20 protein-coding genes and 1 tRNA gene are annotated in these 21,806 nt (G+C 47.1%); 7 read left to right on the plus strand and 14 right to left on the minus strand.

What is annotated here, in order from left to right:
- Window positions 1-90: 90 nt before the first annotated feature.
- The 10 genes from mgtE to RQM65_RS11255 all read right to left on the minus strand — a co-directional run bounded on the left by mgtE (window position 91) and on the right by RQM65_RS11255 (window position 10,381).
- The gene (gene mgtE, locus RQM65_RS11210) at window positions 91-1,446 is read right to left on the minus strand and encodes a magnesium transporter (RefSeq protein ID WP_314015038.1); all 1,356 of its coding nucleotides are present in this window, start codon (window positions 1,444-1,446) and stop codon (window positions 91-93) included.
- A 139-nt stretch (window positions 1,447-1,585) separates the two neighbouring features.
- On the minus strand, window positions 1,586-2,449 hold the full coding sequence (gene rsmA, locus RQM65_RS11215) for a 16S rRNA (adenine(1518)-N(6)/adenine(1519)-N(6))-dimethyltransferase RsmA (protein WP_314015041.1): 864 nt from the start codon (window positions 2,447-2,449) through the stop codon (window positions 1,586-1,588).
- 4 nt (window positions 2,450-2,453) lie between these two features.
- Entirely contained in the window at window positions 2,454-2,765 is a 312-nt protein-coding gene (locus tag RQM65_RS11220; protein WP_314015042.1) for a DUF4286 family protein, read from the minus strand.
- A gap of 5 nt (window positions 2,766-2,770) precedes the next feature.
- Window positions 2,771-4,591, minus strand: a complete 1,821-nt coding sequence (locus RQM65_RS11225; protein WP_432279846.1) for a tetratricopeptide repeat protein — start codon at window positions 4,589-4,591, stop codon at window positions 2,771-2,773.
- A gap of 118 nt (window positions 4,592-4,709) precedes the next feature.
- Window positions 4,710-5,981, minus strand: coding sequence for a serine--tRNA ligase (serS, locus tag RQM65_RS11230; RefSeq protein WP_314015044.1), 1,272 nt, complete (start codon window positions 5,979-5,981; stop codon window positions 4,710-4,712).
- A gap of 147 nt (window positions 5,982-6,128) precedes the next feature.
- Complete coding sequence (locus RQM65_RS11235; RefSeq protein ID WP_314015046.1) at window positions 6,129-6,944, minus strand: purine-nucleoside phosphorylase; 816 nt, start codon at window positions 6,942-6,944, stop codon at window positions 6,129-6,131.
- A 53-nt stretch (window positions 6,945-6,997) separates the two neighbouring features.
- Window positions 6,998-7,660: a TIGR04282 family arsenosugar biosynthesis glycosyltransferase gene (locus RQM65_RS11240; RefSeq protein ID WP_314015048.1), complete on the minus strand. Its 663-nt coding sequence runs from the start codon at window positions 7,658-7,660 to the stop codon at window positions 6,998-7,000.
- A 20-nt stretch (window positions 7,661-7,680) separates the two neighbouring features.
- Window positions 7,681-9,042, minus strand: a complete 1,362-nt coding sequence (locus tag RQM65_RS11245; protein WP_314015050.1) for an ADP-ribosylglycohydrolase family protein — start codon at window positions 9,040-9,042, stop codon at window positions 7,681-7,683.
- 227 nt (window positions 9,043-9,269) lie between these two features.
- Window positions 9,270-10,241, minus strand: a complete 972-nt coding sequence (locus tag RQM65_RS11250) for a phosphotransferase (RefSeq protein ID WP_314015052.1) — start codon at window positions 10,239-10,241, stop codon at window positions 9,270-9,272.
- A gap of 67 nt (window positions 10,242-10,308) precedes the next feature.
- Window positions 10,309-10,381: transfer RNA gene (locus tag RQM65_RS11255), tRNA-Phe, on the minus strand.
- Window positions 10,382-10,481: 100 nt separating this feature from the next.
- Here RQM65_RS11255 and RQM65_RS11260 point away from each other — a divergent pair.
- From RQM65_RS11260 to RQM65_RS11290, 7 genes are all read left to right on the plus strand, one after another.
- The gene (locus RQM65_RS11260; protein ID WP_314015054.1) at window positions 10,482-11,210 is read left to right on the plus strand and encodes a type III pantothenate kinase; all 729 of its coding nucleotides are present in this window, start codon (window positions 10,482-10,484) and stop codon (window positions 11,208-11,210) included.
- Window positions 11,211-11,319: 109 nt separating this feature from the next.
- Window positions 11,320-12,609: a BamG family beta-barrel-assembly machinery protein gene (gene bamG / locus RQM65_RS11265; RefSeq protein ID WP_314015056.1), complete on the plus strand. Its 1,290-nt coding sequence runs from the start codon at window positions 11,320-11,322 to the stop codon at window positions 12,607-12,609.
- A gap of 205 nt (window positions 12,610-12,814) precedes the next feature.
- Complete coding sequence (locus tag RQM65_RS11270; RefSeq protein ID WP_314015057.1) at window positions 12,815-14,185, plus strand: hypothetical protein; 1,371 nt, start codon at window positions 12,815-12,817, stop codon at window positions 14,183-14,185.
- Window positions 14,186-14,225: 40 nt separating this feature from the next.
- Window positions 14,226-14,792, plus strand: coding sequence for an LPS export ABC transporter periplasmic protein LptC (gene lptC / locus RQM65_RS11275; RefSeq protein ID WP_314015058.1), 567 nt, complete (start codon window positions 14,226-14,228; stop codon window positions 14,790-14,792).
- Window positions 14,789-14,992 (plus strand): hypothetical protein, encoded by a 204-nt coding sequence (locus RQM65_RS11280; RefSeq protein WP_314015059.1) that lies wholly within the window; start codon window positions 14,789-14,791, stop codon window positions 14,990-14,992. The genes lptC and RQM65_RS11280 overlap by 4 nt, the downstream gene beginning before the upstream one ends.
- Window positions 14,993-15,008: 16 nt before the next feature.
- Entirely contained in the window at window positions 15,009-16,298 is a 1,290-nt protein-coding gene (locus tag RQM65_RS11285) for a hemolysin family protein (protein ID WP_314015061.1), read from the plus strand.
- 160 nt (window positions 16,299-16,458) lie between these two features.
- Complete coding sequence (locus RQM65_RS11290; RefSeq protein WP_314015063.1) at window positions 16,459-18,579, plus strand: peptidylprolyl isomerase; 2,121 nt, start codon at window positions 16,459-16,461, stop codon at window positions 18,577-18,579.
- Between the two features lie 227 nt (window positions 18,580-18,806).
- Here the strand turns inward: RQM65_RS11290 and RQM65_RS11295 are convergent, their stop codons facing one another.
- From RQM65_RS11295 to RQM65_RS11305, 4 genes are all read right to left on the minus strand, one after another.
- Window positions 18,807-19,850 (minus strand): GYDIA family GHMP kinase, encoded by a 1,044-nt coding sequence (locus RQM65_RS11295; RefSeq protein ID WP_314015065.1) that lies wholly within the window; start codon window positions 19,848-19,850, stop codon window positions 18,807-18,809.
- 90 nt (window positions 19,851-19,940) lie between these two features.
- Window positions 19,941-20,108 (minus strand): DUF5615 family PIN-like protein, encoded by a 168-nt coding sequence (locus RQM65_RS18930; RefSeq protein ID WP_432279864.1) that lies wholly within the window; start codon window positions 20,106-20,108, stop codon window positions 19,941-19,943.
- Window positions 20,075-20,242, minus strand: a complete 168-nt coding sequence (locus tag RQM65_RS11300) for a DUF433 domain-containing protein (protein ID WP_314015067.1) — start codon at window positions 20,240-20,242, stop codon at window positions 20,075-20,077. Before RQM65_RS11300 ends, RQM65_RS18930 begins: the two co-directional genes overlap by 34 nt.
- 69 nt (window positions 20,243-20,311) lie before the next feature.
- The gene (locus RQM65_RS11305) at window positions 20,312-21,676 is read right to left on the minus strand and encodes a hydroxymethylglutaryl-CoA reductase, degradative (protein ID WP_314015069.1); all 1,365 of its coding nucleotides are present in this window, start codon (window positions 21,674-21,676) and stop codon (window positions 20,312-20,314) included.
- Window positions 21,677-21,806: the final 130 nt, after the last annotated feature.

Below are 21,806 nucleotides of genomic sequence, written 5' to 3' on the forward strand. Positions count from 1 at the left end.
AGATTGACGGCCTATATTTTTTCGATCAGCTGTGCGGACGTCTTGAGATCAATCGTTCACAACCCTATATTCCCGGCGGGGGACTTATCTTTAAATCCCCAGTACTACCTTGGCAATCGAAAAGTAGATTAGAATCCCGAAAATATCGTTGCCTGTCGTAATGAACGGCCCTGTAGCCAATGCGGGATCCACGCCCCGTGCATCCAGGAAAATGGGAATAAATGTACCGATAAGGGCCGCAATAATGATGACGGTTATCAGGGCTATACATAGGGTAGCCGATACCAAATAAGTCGTGTGAAAGGCAAAATGGCTGATAAGCAATACAATTATGGCGATGACCGCGCCGTTGATCAGGCCTAATGCAAATTCCTTTAATAGACGATTGAGAATTTCGCCCTTGACCGTATCGTTCGCCAGGCCCTGCACCATAATCGCCGAAGACTGTACCCCGACATTGCCTGCCGTAGCCTGGATCAGCGGTACAAAGATCAGCAGAATGGGAAATTCAGACATTACCGTCTGAAAACTGCTGATGATGCTCGCCGCCCCGATACCGCCGAACATGCCGATGATCAACCAGGGCAAACGTGCCCTGGTCAGTTTCCAAATGTTGTCATGGGCCTCTACGTCCTGAGAAATACCGGCCGCCATCTGATAGTCCTTTTCGGCCTCTTCCCTAATAACATCTACGATATCGTCGATAGTGATCCTTCCTACGAGCCGTCCAATTTCATCGACGACGGGAATCGCCTCCAAGTCGTACTTGCTCATGATCCGGGCCACTTCCTCGGGTTTTTCGTTAACCCCCACTCGGTCCACCTTGGGAATATAGATATCCTTGATGTGGGTAGTGGTCGAAGTGGTCAACAGATCTTTTAACGACAGGCGTCCCTTTAGTTTATTCTCGGCATCAACGACATAGATCGAATGTACACGGGTGACGTTCTCGGCCTGGGCGCGCATTTCCTTGACACAGGTCAGCACGTTCCAGTCTTCCTTGACTTTCACAAGTTCCTTGGCCATGAGTCCCCCCGCCGTATACTCGTCATAGCGGAGCAGGTCGACGATATCCTTGGCATGTTCCCGATCCTCGATTTCCGAAATGACCTCTTGAATGATTTCATTGGGAAGTTCGCCCACGATGTCGGCCGCATCATCGGTATCGAGTTCGTCCAGCTCCCCGGCGATTTCCTTGGCGGAAAGGTTGTTCAAGATGGCCTCTCTAATATCTTCATCGAGCTCGGTGAGCACCTCCGAGGTCATATCGCTCTCGAGCAACTTGATGATATAGGTAGCTTCTTCTTGGTCGAGCTCATCGATAATCTCCGCCACATCGGCATAGTGCAGCTCGTCCATCAAGGCGACCAAAGCGGTATCCTTTTGGTTTTCGATCAGCTCTTCGATCTCGGCTACGAGCTCTTCTGTCAGTTTGAACGGGGTCATACGCTGGTCTGAGGAGTTTTGTCCAAATTTTGCAAAGGTAGCGCAAAGCTGCCTGCCTACAAGGTATCGCTAGAAAAGTTTATGGGTTAATAAATGGATGATTGAGGGTCCGAAGTACGAAAACTGGCCAAAACAGATCTTAATGGTCTTCCTCGATTTTTTTTGTCAAATGGATAAAATCCTTAACACGTAGCTGCTCGGGACGTAGTTCAAAGAGGGTGTCTTCCCTCAATATATCCGACAGATTAAAAGATTTCAGACTATTTCGGATGGTCTTTCGACGATGGTTAAAGGCGGCCTTTACGACCCTGAAGAACAGTTTTTCGTCGCAGGGCAATGTAAAATCAGGCTTTCGCACCAGACGTAGTACCCCTGACTGTACCTTCGGTGGGGGATCGAATACTTCTGGGGGTACCGTAAAAAGGTATTCGGCATCGTAGAAGGCCTGTACGAGAACGGACAGGATGCCGTAGGCCTTACTGCCTTCTTGTTCGCAAATGCGCTGTGCCACTTCTTTTTGGAACATTCCCGAAAATTCGGGCACCCGATTGCGCATTTCCAGCATTTTAAACACGATTTGGGTCGAAATGTTGTAGGGGAAGTTCCCCGTAATGGCAAAGGGTTCCTGACCGAAGAGACGGAACAGATCGTAATTTAAAAAATCGGCTTCGATGACCTGAAAAGAGCCTGGACCCTGCATTGCTTTTGCATGTTGCAGGGGGAAGCTTTCGTTCAAATATTCGATTGAAGCCGCATCGAGGTCCATGGCGACCAGATCGATATCCCGAAGAAGCAGATGCTTAGTAAGTACGCCCGTGCCGGGACCAATTTCGATAACGTTTCTGTAGCCGTTAAATGAAAGGGTTTCCGAAATCTGTTGGGCGATAACTTCATCCTTAAGGAAATGTTGGCCTAAGTGTTTTTTAGCTTTGACCGGACTCTTATCAAGCTGCAAATTTTTTCGTTTGTCATATGATTTTCCTTTTTTACGCTTTTTCGCCATACCTTCAATGTTCGCTTACTATTTTCATCTCTGTTCGAAAGGAAACAAATTTATTCGGAAAGCGTTTTACGGCATCGTTCCGCAATCGCTCGGCATCTTCAGTGTAGTACTTTTGCAGCGTCTCTTTGTCAATGGTGGTATATTGCACCGAATAGGTAATGCCGCCCATCTCCTCGTCGATCAGGACCTTACTCATTTTTGCGTTCAAAAACTTACCTGTGGATAGTACGTCGGGAATATGGGTTTCCCTCATCCAAGATAACCATTCGCTATGAACGGAGGCATCGATGTTCGTCGTTACGTTATAGATTATCATACTTTTTAGTTGATACTATCACCTCTTAGGACCCTGAAATTTTTCCGCGCCTGTGGAAAATAATAACTGTCCTGATAATTATAGATGATTTTCTCGTATTCGGCCTTGGCTTTTTCTGGTTCATCGAATACTTTTCTGTACAGCTCGCCCAAAGCGAAATGAGCATCGTCGGCCAGAATACCGTTCGCGTAGAATTCCGTTATCTTGCGATAGTTGAACTCGGCGGCCTCATAGTCTTTTACCTCCTCCAGTAGTTCGGCCTGTTTGAGAAGGGCTTCGTCCTCGATTTTTTCGCCCTTGTGATCTTGGAGTATGACATCGAGCTCCGCTATGGCGTCCTTAGTCTTGTTCTGATAGGCCAAGAGATCGGCACGGGCGTATTTTTTAAGGGCGGTCTGGGTGGAATCTTCGAACGAATTATCGGATATCAATAGGCTCAACTGCATCGCGTCGTTGGCCATCAGTTGTGAGGTCGAGCTTCTCAGTACTTTCAACTGGGTCAGGGCCCAATCGAAATCCCCTTTGTAAAAACTGGTCTGCGCTACCTTGAAGCGCGCGTTCTGTCCCAACACATCGTTTTTGAGATTCTTTTGCACCTGGGAAAAATAGATCAAGGCCTGGTTGAATTTTTTATCATAGACGAGAATGTCGCCCAAGGCCAATTTTACAAAAGCGTTCACCCGGGTGTTCAACGGCAGGTCAAGGCTTTTTTTAAGGATGTCGATAGCCGGTTTGGGCGTATCCCGTTCGAAAGCGAGAAAGTTGGCATAGGCGACCTGTAGCTGTAAGGTTCGATTCTTGTACCCGTGCATGGCCATCAGTTCGTCGAATTGTTTTTGAACCTTGTCGCGAACCTTGTCATCGGCATCCAGTAATTGGATGTCGATCAGGTTCAACCGGGCGTCCAGTCTTGTAATTTCGTCGCCGCTGTTATCGGCAATATATTCGAAAATTTCGCGGGCGGTTTCCGTATCGCCGTCATCCAATGCCAAGACGCCCAGCCCGTTAATGCGCTGGATCGATGGCGCATCCATACGTTTGTAGAGGGCCTTTTCTTGACGAAAGGCGCTGTCGTACTGTTTTTGCTGCACGAAGAGCCAGCTGAGGAGTTCGTTCCAAAGCAGATTGGGGTTCTTCTGGACATTTTTCAGGAGTACCCGTTTAAAAAGCAGGTTGTTTTCGTTTTCTGGATCCGCCGTTATGAAGTCGTCGATCTGTCGCAGCACGTTCGATCTTGAGGTCTTGCCTTCACTGACGAGGTTGAGGTACGATACGTACATTTTCTCGATATCGCCTTGTTCCCCGTAGATACGGGCCATTTGATAGTTGTAGTCCAATTGCGGATTCAGCTCCATGGCTTTAGTGTAGGCCTTAAGGGCCCAATCCAACAAGACATATTTTTGAAAGCGATAGCCGGTGCCGTATCCGAAATTGGGATTCTCGTCGATTTTCGCGATGGCCCGTTCATAGTATTCCATGGCCTTGTCGGGCATATCCTGCAAGGTGTAATTATAGCCCAGTTCGATAAGCAGGGTCGGATAGGCATTGCCTGCATCTATTTTATCTTGGAGGAAGTTCTGGGCATCCGCATAGCGTTCGAGTTGTTGGTAGGTAGCGACCAGGCTTTCCGCATAATCCGTTCTCCGCGGGTTTTTATCGACCAATTTCTCGTAGAAGACCACGGCCTTTTCATAATCGCCGTCATCGAAATATTGCTGCGCAAGAAAGTCCTCTTGGGCAAGAAGCCCTCCAAAAGACAGCAGTAAGGATAAAAAAAGGATGATTTTGCGCATGGAAATTCTATTGCAGTACCTTGCTTCGTTCATAAAGTATTTTATCTCAATGGAAGCATCAAATCACCGAGCTGATTTAAAATATCATAAAAAGCCTTCCTAACAAAGTTAAGGATTAATTTTTCGGCGAAGACCTACCGCGTTATCAAGCTTACGAAATGACATCAAACCCGCAATACGGTATCAAGACCTCGGGAATGCGAATACCATCTGCGGTCTGATAGTTCTCCAAGATGGCCGCCAAAACGCGTGGCAGTGCCAAGGCGCTTCCGTTGAGGGTGTGGGCCAAACGGGTCTTGCCGTCTTTATCCCTATAGCGTAATTTTAAACGGTTGGATTGATAGGTTTCAAAATTGGAGACAGAGCTGATTTCTAGCCAACGATCTTGTGCCGTGCTGAACACCTCGAAATCGTAGGTCAGTGCAGCGGTAAAACCCAGGTCGCCCCCGCAAAGTCGGAGAATGCGATAGGGGAGTTGCAATTCGCGAAGTAGGATCTTGACATGTTCGACCATTTCGTCCAAGGCGGCGTACGACCGATCGGGATGCTCTATCCTGACGATTTCGACCTTGTCAAACTGGTGCAGGCGGTTCAGGCCGCGGACATCGGCACCGTAGCTACCGGCCTCCCTTCGAAAACAGGGTGTATAGGACGTATAGCGCAAGGGGAAGGCATCGGCCTCCAATAGTTCGTCCCTGAACATATTCGTCACGGGCACTTCCCCGGTTGGGATCAGGTGCAGGTTATCATCCTGGATATAGTACATTTGGCCCTCTTTGTCCGGCAGCTGACCTGTACCCAGGCCCGAAGCCTCGTTGACCAGGTGCGGTACCTGCACCTCGGTGTAGCCCGCAGCGGTATTCCTGTCCAAAAAATAGTTGATCAACGCACGCTGCAGCCGGGCCCCTTTTCCTTTGTAAACAGGAAACCCCGCGCCCGTGATCTTGACCCCAAGCTCGAGGTCGATGATGTCTAATTTTTTGGCTAGTTCCCAGTGGGGCAGGGCATCGGCGTCGAGCACAGGGATATCGCCTTCTTTGAAGGTCTCCTCATTATCGGCTTCGGAATTCCCAGCCGGCACGGAGCCGTGGGGTACATTGGGAATCTGATAGAGCAGATTTTGCAAGGCGTCGGCGGTCGAATTCAGTTCTCCGCCCAGTTTTTTGGATGCTTCTTTCAGGCCTCCCGTTTTTTGTTTTAGGACCTCGGCCTCCTGATATTTCCCATTTTTGTAGAGCGCGCCGATATCCTTTGACAGTTTGTTGCTTTCCGCCAAGGTGTTGTCCATCTTCGTCTGGGTCGCGCGGCGTTTTTCATCCAACTTGATGGCCTTGGTAATCATCGGAGCCGCATCGATGTTCCGTTTTTCCAGAGCTTCGATTATGGCGTCTTTATTCTCGCGTATGGCTTGTAACTGTAACATGTTTCCCAATTATTTACGGCAAATTTAAGGGAATCATTCGATGAACTTGTTTAAAAACCAATACTTTTACTTTACACAATTTAAAACCTTTAACCAGTGTGGTTTTGAACATTTTGCCCTAAGCATTGCGAATGTCAATGCCGTAGGCTATAACCTATCGATCAATTCCCTGAACAGCTTTACCATTTTGGGCTCCGCTTTCTCCGCAACGGAGAGAATGGATTGAATATTGGCCGGTTCCAGATTATCTGGATTGCAGATGTCCGTCAGCACGGATACGGCGACTACCGGCAGTTTCAAATGGTTGGCGACGATGACTTCGGGTACGGTACTCATTCCGACGGCGTCGGCCCCTATTATTTTAAGCATGCGATACTCGGCCTTGGTCTCTAATTGTGGCCCGACAACGGATGCATAGACCCCCTGTTGTAAGGTTATATTTTCTTCTTTAGCGATTTCAACGATTTTTTCGCGCATGCCAACATCATAGGGCTCGGCCATATCGGTAAACCGTGTACCGAACTTTGCCACATTTTTAAAGGCAAGCGGCGAACCACCCTGCAAGTTGATGTGGTCTTCGATGAGCATCAGGTCGCCAAGACCGAAATCGAGATTGACGGCACCGGACGCATTACTGATGAACAGTTTTTTAATGCCCAGCTGGTGCATGACACGAACCGGATAGGTGACATCCAAAAAATCATAGCCTTCATAAAGGTGGAAACGGCCTTGCATGACCACGGTTTTCTTGCCTTGCAAGGTGCCGTAAATCAGCTTTCCGGAATGGAATTCCACCGTCGCCAAAGGGAAAAAGGGAATGTGGTTGTAGTGTGCCACAATAGGGTCTTCAATGGCATCGGCGAGTTTTCCAAGCCCGGTGCCAAGAACAATCCCGATCTCGGGCATGTCAAATCCCTTTTCATGAAGGTACGCTGTCGATTCGTTGAGCTGTTTTTTTGTCATTATCCAGTATTTTGTTACCCCCTTTCAGTGCGCTGCGTGGGATTGTTTCGTGTTTAAAAAAAATGCCGAAAGGCCTCCTGATCTCTAATATCCTTATAAACGTCGATATCGTTCTTTTCGTCTAAAATAGCAAGATTTTCATCTTCGAGATGCCTTAGGGTGTCTTCCAAAACAGTTTCCGAACTCCATTTTTTGTTCGTGAACAGTTCGGGCCTGAAACTTTTCATGCCCATTAGGTAGTAGCCGCCATCCTCTGCGGGGCCGATTACGAAGTCATTTTCTTTAAGCTGGGCGAAGGCATTTTCGAGATCCTTACGGCTGAGATCGAACATATCGCTTCCGATGATGACGATCCGCTCGTAGCCCGATGCAAAACCTTCTTGAAAGGCATTGGCCATTCGCACGCCCAAATCCTGACCTTTTTGGAGCTTTTTATCGTAATAGGCCTCATCCCAAATGTCATTGTCCCAAATTTCCTCGGAATACCAGACCTGTTTGGCCGCATTCAGGTTTCTGGTGATGGATGCCGTATGCTGCAATAGGAATCTATAAATATCCAAGGCCGTTTCGTCGCCCACCGTCTCCGCAAGCCGGGTCTTGCACTTGCCCAGCTCCGGATTGCGGGTGAAAATAAGCAGTAGGTCCTTTGAGGATGCCAGCGTAAAATGAATGGTCTTCTTGTCGTGTTTGTGTTGTTTCTGATTGATAATGCCCATGTGTAAGTGAGTTTATGGGTTTATAGGTTTATGGAGAAGCGCGCAAAGGTATATCGAGCGCCGGCCCGTTCTGCCATCTCTCGTGCCAAAGTTTCCAAATCGATGCCCATGTTTTCTTTGTTGATCCGGAGTACTTCTGTCCTCAGGTCTTTGGGAAGGCCTGTAAATCCATTTTTTGCCCCTAGAATCATTCCCGCGACGGCGGCAACGGTATCATTGTCACGCCCGTAGTTGACGATAAACTGCATGGTTTTTTCGAAATCCCCTTCGCCGAACTGCAACGCGGTAATCAGTATCTGCCAAATTTCCCCCGCATGGAAGGCAATGGCTTTTTTGTCGTTTTCCAGCAATCGATACAGCGATTCTTGGTATATCCAATCCCGTTGGGTGCCCGGGAATCCCTTGGGGATTTTGAAGTCCATAGCACCCGAAGGGTACAAGGTATTCGAAGTGCTTATCGAATCCGCCCCACCCGAAGAATCTGATATGGCCAAGGCATCGTTTACAATTACGTTTTTTACGGTTAGTACGTTTTTGACCGAGGCATCGGCAACGGAATAGGCGATTCGCCCGACCAACCTACTGTCTTGGAAGCCTACCGGATCTACGAAAATGGCAATGTCGATAATAGAATCCATGTTCTGGGTACGCAACGCCATATGGGTCATGGCCGAGACCAGGGCAGAGATATCCTTGGCGTAGCCGATGTCGAAAATGGAATGGTCGTAGGCAAGCTTGTACGAAGCTTTGGGAGTGGGACTCACCAGCCCGAACATGGGAGTGTATAGCTGTCCGGCACATGACATCTCGCCGCCGTAGAACCGGCTCAATGCCCTTTGGTACGCAACTGGGTCTTCTCCATAGGCCATGGCGACCCTTGCCCACTCCTTCATCCAGTCGATTTTTTCGATCTGGGCATCCAGAATATCGGGGTCCAATACGGATTCGCCCGTCGATAGGCCTTGGGTCAGGGAGGTGTAATACGCTGAGATAAAACCGGCAAAATCCTCAGGATTCCATTCCCCACGGTACTGGCTCAGGTACTTTGTCATGACGTATTTCCAACGGGTATCGTCTGTAGTGGCCCCGGCTGTAAGATTATGGTCCCATGTGCCTTCCGGCGACCGTTCGCGAACGGCGGGGGTCAGGCCGGTAATATAGCCGTATTTGAGCCGTATGTCGTTTCGATGCCACATTTCGGTCGAGGCTCCCATCGCATCACCGATGGCGGAGCCGACCAAGGCGCCTAGCACCTTATCGTAGTATACTTCTTTAGACAGTTGAAGGCTCTCTTTGACGTAGCCGGTTTGTTTTGGGGTAGGAATGTTGATGTCAGTAATCCCCTCCTTGCAGGAGAGCGTTACCAAAAGTATGAAAAGCAAAAAATGGTAATGTTTCAAAATAAGCTACGTAAATAGTTGAATCTATAATGATGTAATTAAGGGAATTACCGGTCGGCCGTTCCGCGCTGCATCACCTATGAACGTCCTGCGTTGCTTTGCATCCGATTTACGACTAGGTTTCCCAAGGTGGGGATGCTGGCCTGATGGGGTAAATCTGCCACATACGTGGTACTCTAGATAGGCAATACTGGAAATTCCGAGGTCCGTCACCCCAAAATAAGGGTACGTGCCTTTTTCAACAGCCTCCGTTTTTCTTCAAGGCTGCGGTCGAGGGGCAGTTGTGCCAGGCCGATCAATCGGCGGATAATTTCAATGCCCGCCACTTGATCCATCAGTTTCTTGTCCGCATCGCCTTGGTATTTTTCATGAATTTGGTTTAAAGGCTCTTTTTTACCGGTGACCATAATGAGGTGTGCCGCCATAATGCCCAAGTCGAACTCCGCAAAACCGGGAAAGGCGAATTCGGGGTCGATAATGTAGAGGTTATCACCTTCGGTCATCCAGCTTCCGGGGTAATAATCACCGTGCAGCAAGGTCTTTCCGGGGGATAAATATTTTTTTCCGATTCGGTTCACTATTGATTTTAAGGCGGTATCCGTTTTAAATGGTATTGAAAGATCTTGCAGTCCGGGGTGCACATCATCCAGATTAAAATCGTTACGCTCTTGAAAGGGAAGGACGAAAATATGTTGATGGTTCAAGCGGCGCATTTCAAGGTTGTCGGGAAAACCATCGTCTATATCTTTTTTGTGGATAAGACCCAGTATAAAAACCAACCGGTCTAATTCCTTCGCCGGGATGCGCCTTTTTTGATAGAGGGATACCATATCCTCACAATGCCCCAGATCTTCGAGAAGCAGCAAGTTTTCTTCGGAGTCAAAACCTAGGATGTTCGGAATATGTGCATTTACCGCGATATCGCCCACGGCCTGGTAAAAATTCTTTTCTACCACAATACGTTCGACCGGGGCCTCAACATCCGGATATTTACCCACATAGGGCCGCGACTGTTTAAGCACGAACGAACGTCGGTCGGTCACTATCCGAAGTACGACGTTCATGTTCCCTTCCCCAGGCTTTTCAATGGCAGTTATGCGCTCTTCGGAGTCGAGCCATTCCCGACGATGGAGGTAAGATTGCAGATCCGGCAACGGCGTTGAAGTATCTATTGCTGTCAAAACAGGGATTTTTATGCAAGATACTGGTTAAAACAAAAAAATCCTTACGCTGCGTAAGGATTTCTTGTGGTGCCTCCAGGAATCGAACCAGGGACACATGGATTTTCAGTCCATTGCTCTACCAACTGAGCTAAGGCACCATCCCGGTAAGGGGCTGCAAATATAATTTCAATTTTAGTATATCCAAACAAATTGCGGAAAAAAGGTGCTTGTTTTTATTCGTTTTTGAATCTTTGTGCTATGAACCTAATCATAGATGCCGGGAATCGATCGGTCAAGCTGGCCGTTTTCAAGCAGCGAAAGCTGATATTCCATCAAAATATCAAGACCGAACATATAGCTAGGCAGGTTAAGGAAATCTGTGACCATTATCCCGAAATAGAACGGAGTATCATATCTTCCGTAGGAAGCCTGGACCGCAAGACCATTGCGGTATTGGCCGTTTTCGGCGACGTGTACGAGTTGAGCCATCTGTCGAAAGTCCCCTTTAAGAATTCGTATCTCACCCCCGAAACCCTGGGTCTGGACCGAATCGCGTTGGCCGCATCGGCCTTTTATTTCAATCCTAAGGGGAACACGTTGGTCATCGATGCCGGCACCTGTGTGACTTACGATATGGTCAACGATTACGGGGAATACTTAGGTGGGGGCATCTCTCCAGGGCTGCATATGCGCTACAGGGCATTGCACGAACAGACCGCGAAACTGCCCCTGCTCGAACCTGAGGGGTTCAAGGATTTTATCGGTAACTCTACCGAGACCTGCATTCATACTGGGGTAGTGAACGGGATCACTTTGGAGATTGACGCGGTAATCGACCAATATCGGTCACGCTTTACAGATTTAACAGTTATTTTAACAGGCGGCGATGCCCAATTTTTGTCAAAGCGGCTAAAAAATACCATATTTGCGGATTCCAAATTTCTGCTGGAAGGTTTAAATTATCTGTTGGAATACAATAAATTTTAAAAATGCAGGTCCTTCCCGTCGCCTCGGGCAAAATGCCGGTTTTTATTCTAGGAAATTCGGGAGACAACCGGTCTAAGCCCGGCTGCCAGGCTAAAATCAAAGCGATTAAATGATCAGAAAAATAGGTTTTGTTATCGCGTGTCTAATCTGCGTTCCGGGTATGTATGCCCAAGATGGTTCGACTTCTCCGTATTCTTACTTTGGTCTGGGCGATATTCGGGAATCAAGCACGGTCGAAAATCAGATGATGGGCGGGATAGGGATGTACGCCGATAGCATCCATATTAGCTTGAACAATCCTGCGGCCTATGGTAAACTAGGGGTGCAGGTCAGGGATAACTTCAGTCTGACCACCTATACAGCGGGTATTTCGCATAAACAGGTGCGCTATAAATCCTATGGAGAAGAACAGAGCAGTTCCATTACCAACTTAGATTATCTAGCGCTGGGGGTAAGCCTCAAAAAAGGACTCGGGGTGGGTTTCGGGATACGGCCGTACACCTCCGTTGGCTACAATTTTGAGACATTGGACGGTGTTGAGGGCGCAAGAACGTTGAACAGGTACTCCGGAAAAGGAGGCCTGAATAAGGTCTTTGCTTCAGTAGGGTATGAAATTGTGAAAAACCTGAGCCTTGGGGTAACTGTCAATTATAACTTCGGGACGCTGGAAAGAGAGGTTATTCAAGGCAGGGAGAATGTGCAATTCGATTCGAGGGACAAAAAGTCTTCAAGAATCGACGGTGTCGATTTGAATTACGCTGCAAACTATACCCCCGCAATCAACGATACCCATACCCTTTACACGTCACTTCGCATTAATACCCAGGCTAATCTATCGGCGCGAAATACTCAAGAGACGGGTTCTTATTCCCTTGCTACGGGCCAGGACATTAGTGTTAATCAGGTCGACCTTGAAAGCATGGGCCTAAAGGAGACTGGAGTGAAAATCCCGACTACCACGACCCTAGGTCTTGGTTATGGCGAGAACATGAAGTGGTTCTTGGGCATCGAATACAGCTTCCAGAAATTAAGCGATCTCTCGAACGAATTTTTAGAATTCGAGAATTTGGTATATGATAACGCCACAACCATTGCCCTGGGCGGGTTTTATACCCCTGATCGAAACTCTTTTGAGAGCTATTTTAAAAGAATGACCTACCGGGCAGGCTTTCGTTACGGTGAAACGGGGATGATCGTCAACAGTAAGCATATCAAAAATCTTGGCATAACTTTTGGAGTAGGTCTACCCCTTGGCAATTATCCCTCAAATCTCAATCTTGGATTCGAGCTGGGTAGAACGGGAACTTCTGCGGGCAATCTTGTAGAAGAGAGTTACTTTAAAGTCAATGTCGGTCTCTCGTTAAACGACCAATGGTTTCAAAAGCGAAAGATTAATTAAAGAGAATATCCTTACCGATTTTATCGAAATGGCTTGGATATTGACAGGTTATTGATCGATTTACGTACAAATATTGTCTTTAAACGGTCAATTTCTAATTTTACTATGGTTCTCTTGGCAAAAAATTAGTACATTGACCCCCTTGGAACGACGCGCCTTCGATTGCCATCGGAGCAAACTTTAAAACAAAACAAAAATTGAAAAAATGAAAACTAAGATCTACGTCACTGCTATTCTTTTTTTAGGAGCTATGGCCATAGGTACAGCCCAGGCCCAGAACCAAGAATGTATGACCAACCTATCTATCTACGTTGAGCATGCGAAAGTCAAAAATTATGAAGCGGCCTACACCCCGTGGAAAATGGTTTACGATAACTGTCCTGATATTAACAAAGCGAACTTTATTTATGGAGAGCGGATTATAAAGGATAAAATCGAAAAGTCGTCCGGGGCGGAGAAAGATAAATACATTCAAGATTTACTGACGTTGTACGATAACAGTGCCAAAAATTTCCCGGAAAAGTATACGCCAGCCGTTGTAGCGATCGATAAGGCCTTGCTCATGTATGAGAATAAAATGGGTTCGGATGCTGAAATCTATGAAATACTTAAAGAGGCCTATGAGAAAGATCCCAAAAACTTTAAGAATCCTAGGGCACTTTACCTTTATTTTTCCAGCTTGGTGGATCTTCATAAGGGGGGCAACAAAGAGTTACAGGAGGTTTTCGATGTGTATGACAACGTCACCGAAAAAATAGAGGAAGAGAATAAGAAGCTTACCGATATAATAACAAATTTATTGCCCAAAGATTCTACTGGTACGATTACTTCCAAGGAGAAACGAAAGTTAAAGATTGCCACTACCAATTCCGAATCCTACGGAAAAATCGCCGGAAGTGTCGATTCCAAGTTGGGAGCCCTTGCCGATTGTGATAATCTTATTCCATTATACGAAAAGAGTTTTGAGGAGAAAAAGGGCGATATCAAATGGGTAAAGCGGGCCGTAGGTCGAATGTTCAGCAAAGAATGTACCGACGACCCCTTGTTTAGGAAGCTTTTCGAAGCGCAGTTGGCTTTGGAGCCTTCGGCTCAAGCGTATATGTACGGTGGATTGCTGAAGCAAAAATCGGGCGATAACAATGCCGCCCTCGAAGATTTCAACAAAGCCGTGGAGCTGGAAACCGATTCTTACAAGCGATCCAACATCCTGTACAAAATTGCTACCATTGTTCGCAAAACGAGCAAGTCGCAAGCTAGAAGCTACGCACGACAAGCGATCAAGGCCGATGCCGCTAACGGAAAGGCCTATTTGTTGATTGCCAATTTATATGCTACCAGTGCAAATGATTGCGGCAGTACACCGTTCGAAAAGCGTTCGCTGTATTGGAAAGCAGCAGAGATGGCCCGTCAGGCAGGCCGTGTAGATCCAGCGCTAAGCTCGAACGCCAATCAGTCCGCCGCCAGTTATTCGGCGAAAGCCCCCTCGAAGACCGACATTTTTAATTCGGGCATGGCCGGAAAGAAAATAAGTTTTGATTGCTGGGTAGGCGGTAGCGTTACCGTTCCCAATATCTAGAATGTACGAGAAAGAGATATATCGTTTAACAAGTATTGCCATGACCGTTGTTATGGCAATACTTTTTTTATCCTGTGACGACACATACAAAAGATCTGGGGAAGAAAAAGTGCCAATGATCTATCCTGTGGGTATCGCCGAAGACTTTACTTTTACCTATACCGAGGCGAAAACGGGTCTGGAAAGCGAGGATTCGACCTCCACCAAAGTCGTAGCCGTATTAACGAGTCCCCTACGGAAAGATTACACGAACCTGAATTTTGGGTACCAGACGTTTCCAGACGGACTCGTGGTCGATTTTTTCGATGATGAGGGCCGCAAGAATATTATAAAGGCCGATTTTGGCATTATTTATTCCGCTACGAATGTAATAGATTTGCAAGGCAATGTGGTCATAGAAACCCATGATGGTAAAATTATGGAAACGGACCAAGTGTATTGGGACCAAGATCACGATTGGGTCTTTACCCAAGAAGCGTTTAAATATACGAATCCGGAAGACGGTTCGGTGATGTTCGGAACCGGGATGGATTTTAAACAAGAGCCTTATTTCTTCAGCGCCCATAAAACCAACGGCCTAATGAGTATCAAAGAAGAATCACAATGATCAGAATATTAAGATATACCGAATATCTGTACCTCGCTGTCTTTTTTTTCTCCCTATATCGTATTTACACCGATTGGAATCTCGACCGGCAGAATGCCTATTTGTTCGTGTTTTTTGCGCTAGTATCAATCGGGATGTTCTTTTTTCGAAGAAACTACCGAAAGAAGTTCGAACAGCGCAAACGCGATAACGAACGCTGATTAACACCCGCTGGTTTTGGAAGCGACCCTACTGATTATTGTTCTAGCCCTACTTTTTTCGGCCTTTTTTTCCGGCATGGAGATCGCCTTTATTTCTGCGAATAAAATCCATATAGAAATAGAAAAAAAGCAAGAGGGTTTTCTGGCCAAGGTGCTAGCCCGATTGACCAAAAAACCATCCAAGTTCATTGCCACCATGCTCATCGGCAATAATATCGCCCTAGTCATCTACGGATTGTTTATGGGTGATCTGCTGATGCAGTGGTTTCAGGGCATGTTACCGGCCTCGAACCGTTTAACGGCCCTTGTCCTGACCGATTTCAGTCTCCTGACCCAAACGATTATTTCGACCCTTATTATACTGCTCACTGCAGAATTTTTGCCCAAAGTGCTTTTTCAGATTTATTCGAACCGACTCTTGAAATTCTTGGCGATTCCCGCCTATTTGTTTTATCTGATTTTTTCGGGCATCTCCGATTTTGTGATATGGGTATCCGATTTTATCCTGAAATTCTTTTTTAAGACCGACGGCGACGAGGTGCAGCTATCCTTTAGTAAAATTGAGCTTGGCGATTACATCACAGAGCAGATGGAGACCGTGGAAGAGGAAGACGAGGTAGATTCCGAAATACAGATTTTTAAAAAGGCTTTGGAGTTTTCTGCAGTCAAGGCAAGAGAGGTGATGGTGCCCAGAACGGAAATCAGTGCGGTCGAAATCCATGAGACACCCAAAAACTTGGCGAAACTGTTCTCCGAGACCGGTTTGTCGAAAATTTTGGTGTATCAGAATACCATCGACAACGTTATCGGATACGTGCACTCGTACGAGCTCTTTAAGAAACCGAGCAGCATTAAAAGTATTCTTTTACCAGTGGAGTTGGTACCGGAAACCATGTTAATTCAAGAGATTCTCAACGTATTGACAAAAAAAAGTAAGAGTATCGCCGTGGTGTTGGATGAGTATGGTGGCACTTCCGGTCTGATGACAGTAGAGGATATTGTTGAGGAATTATTCGGGGAAATTGAGGACGAGCACGACACTACCGACCTTATTGAAGAGAAGGTAGATGAAAATACCTATCGGCTTTCTGCTAGGTTGGAGGTCGATTATCTGAACGAGACCTACAAATTCGAACTGCCGGAAAGCGATGAGTATGAGACCCTGAGCGGACTCATCGTAAACGAAGGGGGTGAGATTCCCGAGCGTGATTCCGAAATACGTATCGGTAACGTTCTGTTCACCATACTCGAAGTTTCCGGTACGAAAATTGATTTGGTATCCTTGCGAATTCTGGGGAAGGAGTAGAATGCCATCAACTTGCGGCTTACGCCAAGTTTAAACCGTAGTGCAGTTTCTGCCTTGACAGATGATTTTTAGGTTTGTGTCGAAATGCGTTAAGTACAAAGCCTTTACTAATTCAAAAGAAAAGCCTAATTTTGCAAACTGATTTAAAAAAAGTCAATCAATGGCCATTTTAGAGAGTATACGAAAACAGACGACCATCTTGATTCTTATTATCGGACTGGCGCTGTTCGCCTTTGTGATTTCCGGTGTCTTTACCAGCGGTGATCTCGGTGGGGGCAAAGTGGGGTCTAGCATCGCAGAAATAAACGGGGAAGAGATTTCCATCGATGGGTTCCGAGAGAAGGTTGATATTGCCTCGCGGAATTCCGGTCCGAATGCATCTACCATGCAAACGGTTAATCAGGTATGGGACCAAGAGGTGCGCAACACGATCATGGAACAGCAACTCGAACATTTAGGATTGAATATCGAGCAGGACCAGATTATGAACTATATCGGTACGATTCCCGGCTACTCACAAAATCCTCAATTTCAGAACGAGAACGGCGTTTTCGATCCGAACAAATTTCGTGCGTTTATCGCCGATATCAAGGTGAACCAACCCGCACAGTATCAATTTTGGTTGCAGAACGAAGCCTCGATCATTCAAAGTGCCAAGCAACAGGCTTACTTTAACCTCGTCAAGGCAGGCGTCGGAGCTACCCTAAAAGAGGGCGAGCTCGACTATCGTTTGGCCAACGACAAAATAAATATCAGGTACGTACGTGTTCCCTACACTTCGATTCCCGATAGCTCGATCAACGTTTCCAAAAGTGAGATCCGCAGCTATATCGAGACGCATAAAGATGATTTCAAACAAGATGCCGCGCGTGATATACAATTTGTCTATTTTGAAGAAAAGCCATCCCCGGAGGATGAAAATGCGGTAAAGACCGCCCTTGCCGAGGTAATGGACGACAGGGTCGAATACAATGAAGCCACCGATACCAACGATACCTTGGCCGGCTTTCGAAACACTAACGATATGGCCGCCTTCCTCGACCGGAATTCCGACATCAAGCTCGACACCATCTACAAGGAGAAAAACCAACTGCCGACCAAATTTGCCGATACCTTGATGGATCTAAAGGTAGGCGAGATATTCGGTCCCTATCGGGATGGAGATTACTACAAAATCTCCAAGATGATGGATAGAAAGTCCAATGGATCCGTCAAGGCCAGCCATATTTTGATTGGATATGAGGGCGCGGAAAGGGCAAATCCCGACGTGACAAGAACCAAGGAAGAAGCGGAAGCCGAAGCTAAACGACTATTGAGGGAAGCGCGTGATAAAGACACCCAGTTCGTGGAACTGGCAAGAGACAATTCCGACGGACCCTCCGCACCTAACGGAGGTGATTTGGGCTATTTTCAAGAAGGAAGAATGGTACCGGAGTTCAGTGATTTTGCCTTTCAAAACCCGGTGGGGACTATCGGAATGGTGGAGACCGATTTCGGCTTTCATATTATCAAGGTCGACGATAAGCGTGATATCGTGCAAATAGCCAATTTGGCACGGGAAATCGAACCCTCCGAGGGTACTATCAATAAGCTTTTTACCGATGCCACCCAGTTCGAGATGGAATCAATATCCTCAGATGAGGCCTTTTCCGATTTGGCCAAGGATAAAGAGTACACGGTGCGTCCCGTAAATAAAATCAACCCTACCGATGAAAACCTGCCCGGACTATCGTCACAGCGTAGTATCGTAAAATGGGCGTTTGAAGAGGATACGGACGTTGGAGACATCAAACGTTTCGATCTGACCAGAGGCTACGCCGTGGTACAGTTGACCAAGAAATATGAAGAGGGATTGATGTCCGTTGAGGATGCCTCGGCAACGGTCTTGCCTAAACTTAGAAAGGAAAGGAAGGCGGATCAGATCATTTCCGAGAACGAAGGGAAATCGATAGAAGAAATCGCAAAGGATAATAACCTTAGCACCTCCACGGCTTCGGCGTTGACCGTGAAATCACCCACAATCCCCGGGGCCGGATCTGAGCCGGCGGTGGTCGGGGCAGCCTTTGCTATGAAGAAAGACGATACTTCCGAGCTGATAGAAGGGAATACCGGCGTCTTCAAGTTTACCGTGACCGGTAAGGTTCCGGCTCCAACACTGGATAATTATAGCACCTACGCCAATTCGGTCAAAAATTCTAGAGAGGCGCAAGTAAGTACAGAAGTGTACAATGCCTTGAAGCAGGCTTCAGAAATCGAGGATAACCGCGCTGTATTTTATTAATGGGGTGTCGAATAGTTTTTTGAAAAAACGGAAATCGTTCACCGGTTAACTGGTTGTTGGCTCCGTTGCACTTAAAACCGTTAGGGGGTATGCTAGGCAGTAAGCATTCCTAGGAATCTGCGGGCAGACCGGCTCGAATTCGTTCTACACTGCAGCTCGGCGTTATTTCTTTTGGTAGTCGAACTCCAGTCCCGTTCCTCTGAATCTGGTCCGAAACGACTCCCTCATCACGATCGCTTGTTCGCCAATACCATTTCCGAATACGGCACTGCGGTATCATACCCCATTTGTTTAAAATACGAAGGGGTATCGGCACCTCCGGTCACCAGGATAAAATCCCCCCCCCATGCCCCCAGGCTTTTTATAGCACCGTTAAAATCAGGAAATAGCGATTGCTTGACCGTTGGTATCTGGAGGCTTCGCGAAAGAATTTTTTCATGTTCCCCGATTAGGGATTCAAAATCCGAAAGGCGGGTACATCGAACTGTTTTCTTGGTGATTTCCGATACGCGGTCTATCAGCTCGGTCTTATCAAATTGCCGCTTCCGGTAGGTAGCGATTCCTTCCCTGCTGTTCTGTTTTTTATTTAGATGGATGAAGTACAGCCGATCGTTAAATATGGGATGGAAATTTACGACCTCCACTTTGGGCTCTCCTTTATGAACCTTATACAGAATAGGATGGTCGTTCCGGGCGCAGGCAATGTCGTATCCACTTCCGGAAAAGGCGTTCCACAACAGGCGATAGGCATCGACTTCGGCCCATTGGGCCACATTGTTGATTAAAGTAGAGGACGAGCCCAATCCCCAATCCCGCGGAAAGGTCATTTGGGTCGCTACGGCATATCCCTTCAAACCGCGAAGAAATCGAGGATTTAGTTTCTTTGCCTCCCTTATAATTTTAGCCAATGTTTGATAGATTGTCTGTATCTCGGGCGATTTTTCATGGGCATTACCGCCTGTTTCCGAATCGGGGTCGGATTCGACTTGATGCATAGCACCGTCGGCCGAGAAGAAACTTGGGGCTTCGGGGGCGTGGTCGAAGTGCGATAGGTCAAAGCTGGCCTGGAACCAGATGTTTCCATTTTCATCCCGGCTTTTCCATTGTAGTTCGCGTTCCGGGATTTCTGTTACTGTCAGCGATTGTCCGTATTGGGTCGGGACTGCTAGGGCCAAAGCACCGTCAAGTACGGCGTATTCGCCCGTAAGCAGTAATTTTCCGTTGCTGTAGAAAGATGTTCTCAATCGTTGTCCAGAATAAGCTGAAGGCATCCTGAGTTGTAATTTTCGATAAAATCTAAGATTCGATTTTTCCTCTGCAGTAAAAATTCAGCCAAATCGTTGATCGTCATATTACCCGTCCTATGCCAAATGACTTTCGGGGGAAACCCATAAATCGTACTCCAGATCAAAAAAATCACTATCGAATGTGACAATAGTATATCCTTTTGATTTTGCAAAATCCCATATTTTTTTGTCAGAAAAGTCAGTAAGTCCTAGTTCTTTGGTCTGTGAGGCCTGGGAATACAGGGGAGTTCATTCTTTTCCATCCCATTGGTCAGCCAATTCATGACGTCGTATACCGATATCCGGGTACCCTTCAGGATGCGCCTTCCAAATCTCTTCGAAGGATCTATTTCGATATATCTCTCTATATTTTGCATACCATAATCATCCGATTAGAGTAAAGATACAAAAATGACCCGATCAAATCACGGCATGTCTGGCTGGTCCTATCCTTTTCTAAGTTTCTCAAAGGCCCCGACCACCGCACTGTGAGTGGCGACATTTTTCTTGAAATGTTCGATTAGGGTGTTTTTCTCTGCTCGAGTGGCTCCCAGTTGATTGAGAATGTTCAATAAATGCATTTTCATATGGCCTTCTTGAATGCCCGTGGTTACCAGGGAGCGTACTGCCGCGAAATTCTGTGCGAGGCCCGCTACGGCTATGATCTGCATCAATTTTTCGGCGGAGGGGTTTCCCAGGATGTCAAGCGAAAGTTTCGCGAGCGGGTGCAAGCTGGTCAATCCGCCGATCGTGCCGATGGCCAGGGGCAACTCGATCCAGAACTTGAAGTTACCGTCCTCGATTTTCGCATGGGTAAGGCTGGTATATTTCCCATCTTTGGCGGCGTAGGCATGTACGCCGGCTTCTACCGCCCTAAAATCGTTGCCCGTGGCGAGCACGACGGCATCGACACCGTTCATAATGCCTTTATTATGGGTAACGGCGCGGTGGGGCGAAGCATTGGCAATTTTCACGGCCTGGACCATCTTATGGGCGAAGACCTCGGAAGAAATGGCGTCACCCCCGTTCAGTTGCTCGATGGGGCAATTGACTTCGGCCCGCACCAAGCAGTTGGGCACGTAATTTGAAAGGATGGACATGACCACCTCTAAGTTTTTTTCTTCGGAAGAAAAATCCGAAAATTTCTTGGCACCTTCTGTAAGGGTGGTTGCAAACTGTTCTAAACAGGAGTTGATGAAGTTGGCGCCCATGGCATCTACGGTCTCAAAAGTGCAATGCAGCTGATAGTAGTTGGCCAGGGCGTCGGTCTTTTTCCGTAGTTCGATACCGGTAATACCTCCGCCACGTCGCTGCATGTTTTTAGTAAGGGGCTCAGCATCCGAGTGTAGTTTTGGCTTTATTTCCTTAAAGAAAGATTCTAATTTCTTGGGATTGCCCCGATAGATAAAGTGTACCTGTCCGATTTTTTCTGTACTCGATACCGAGGACTTGAATCCGCCGCGGTTCAACCAAAATTTGGCGGCTTTGCTGGCGGCCGCCACTACGGAACTTTCCTCGATGGCCATGGGAATGGCGTACAAACGTCCGTTGATAAGAAAATTAGGGGCAATCCCGTAAGGCAGGTAATAATTGGTGAGCGTGTTTTCGATAAACTCGTCGTGCAGGCGTTGTACGGAGCGGTCGGGGTTCCAGTACCGCTTCAGGACCTTCTTGACGGCTTCTGGGTCGTCGGTGTAATTGGTGGTGATCCAATCCAGTTTTTCCTCCTTGGTCAGTTTCGAGAATCCCTCGATGGGTTTGGTCATATAGTAACATTTCAAGGGATAAAGATAATGATTATGGCCTTTCAATGGGTGCGACCATCTAAAGGCGAGGCTCTATTCCGGAAATCCCCGACGCACAGGTGTGCATTGCGTAGCGGGTGTAGGGCGGGAACAATGTGAAATTTTTCGGGATGTAAGCTATCATATTGTCAAATTT

The organism is Pricia mediterranea (assembly GCF_032248455.1).
In the GTDB taxonomy this organism is placed as follows: domain Bacteria; phylum Bacteroidota; class Bacteroidia; order Flavobacteriales; family Flavobacteriaceae; genus Pricia; species Pricia mediterranea.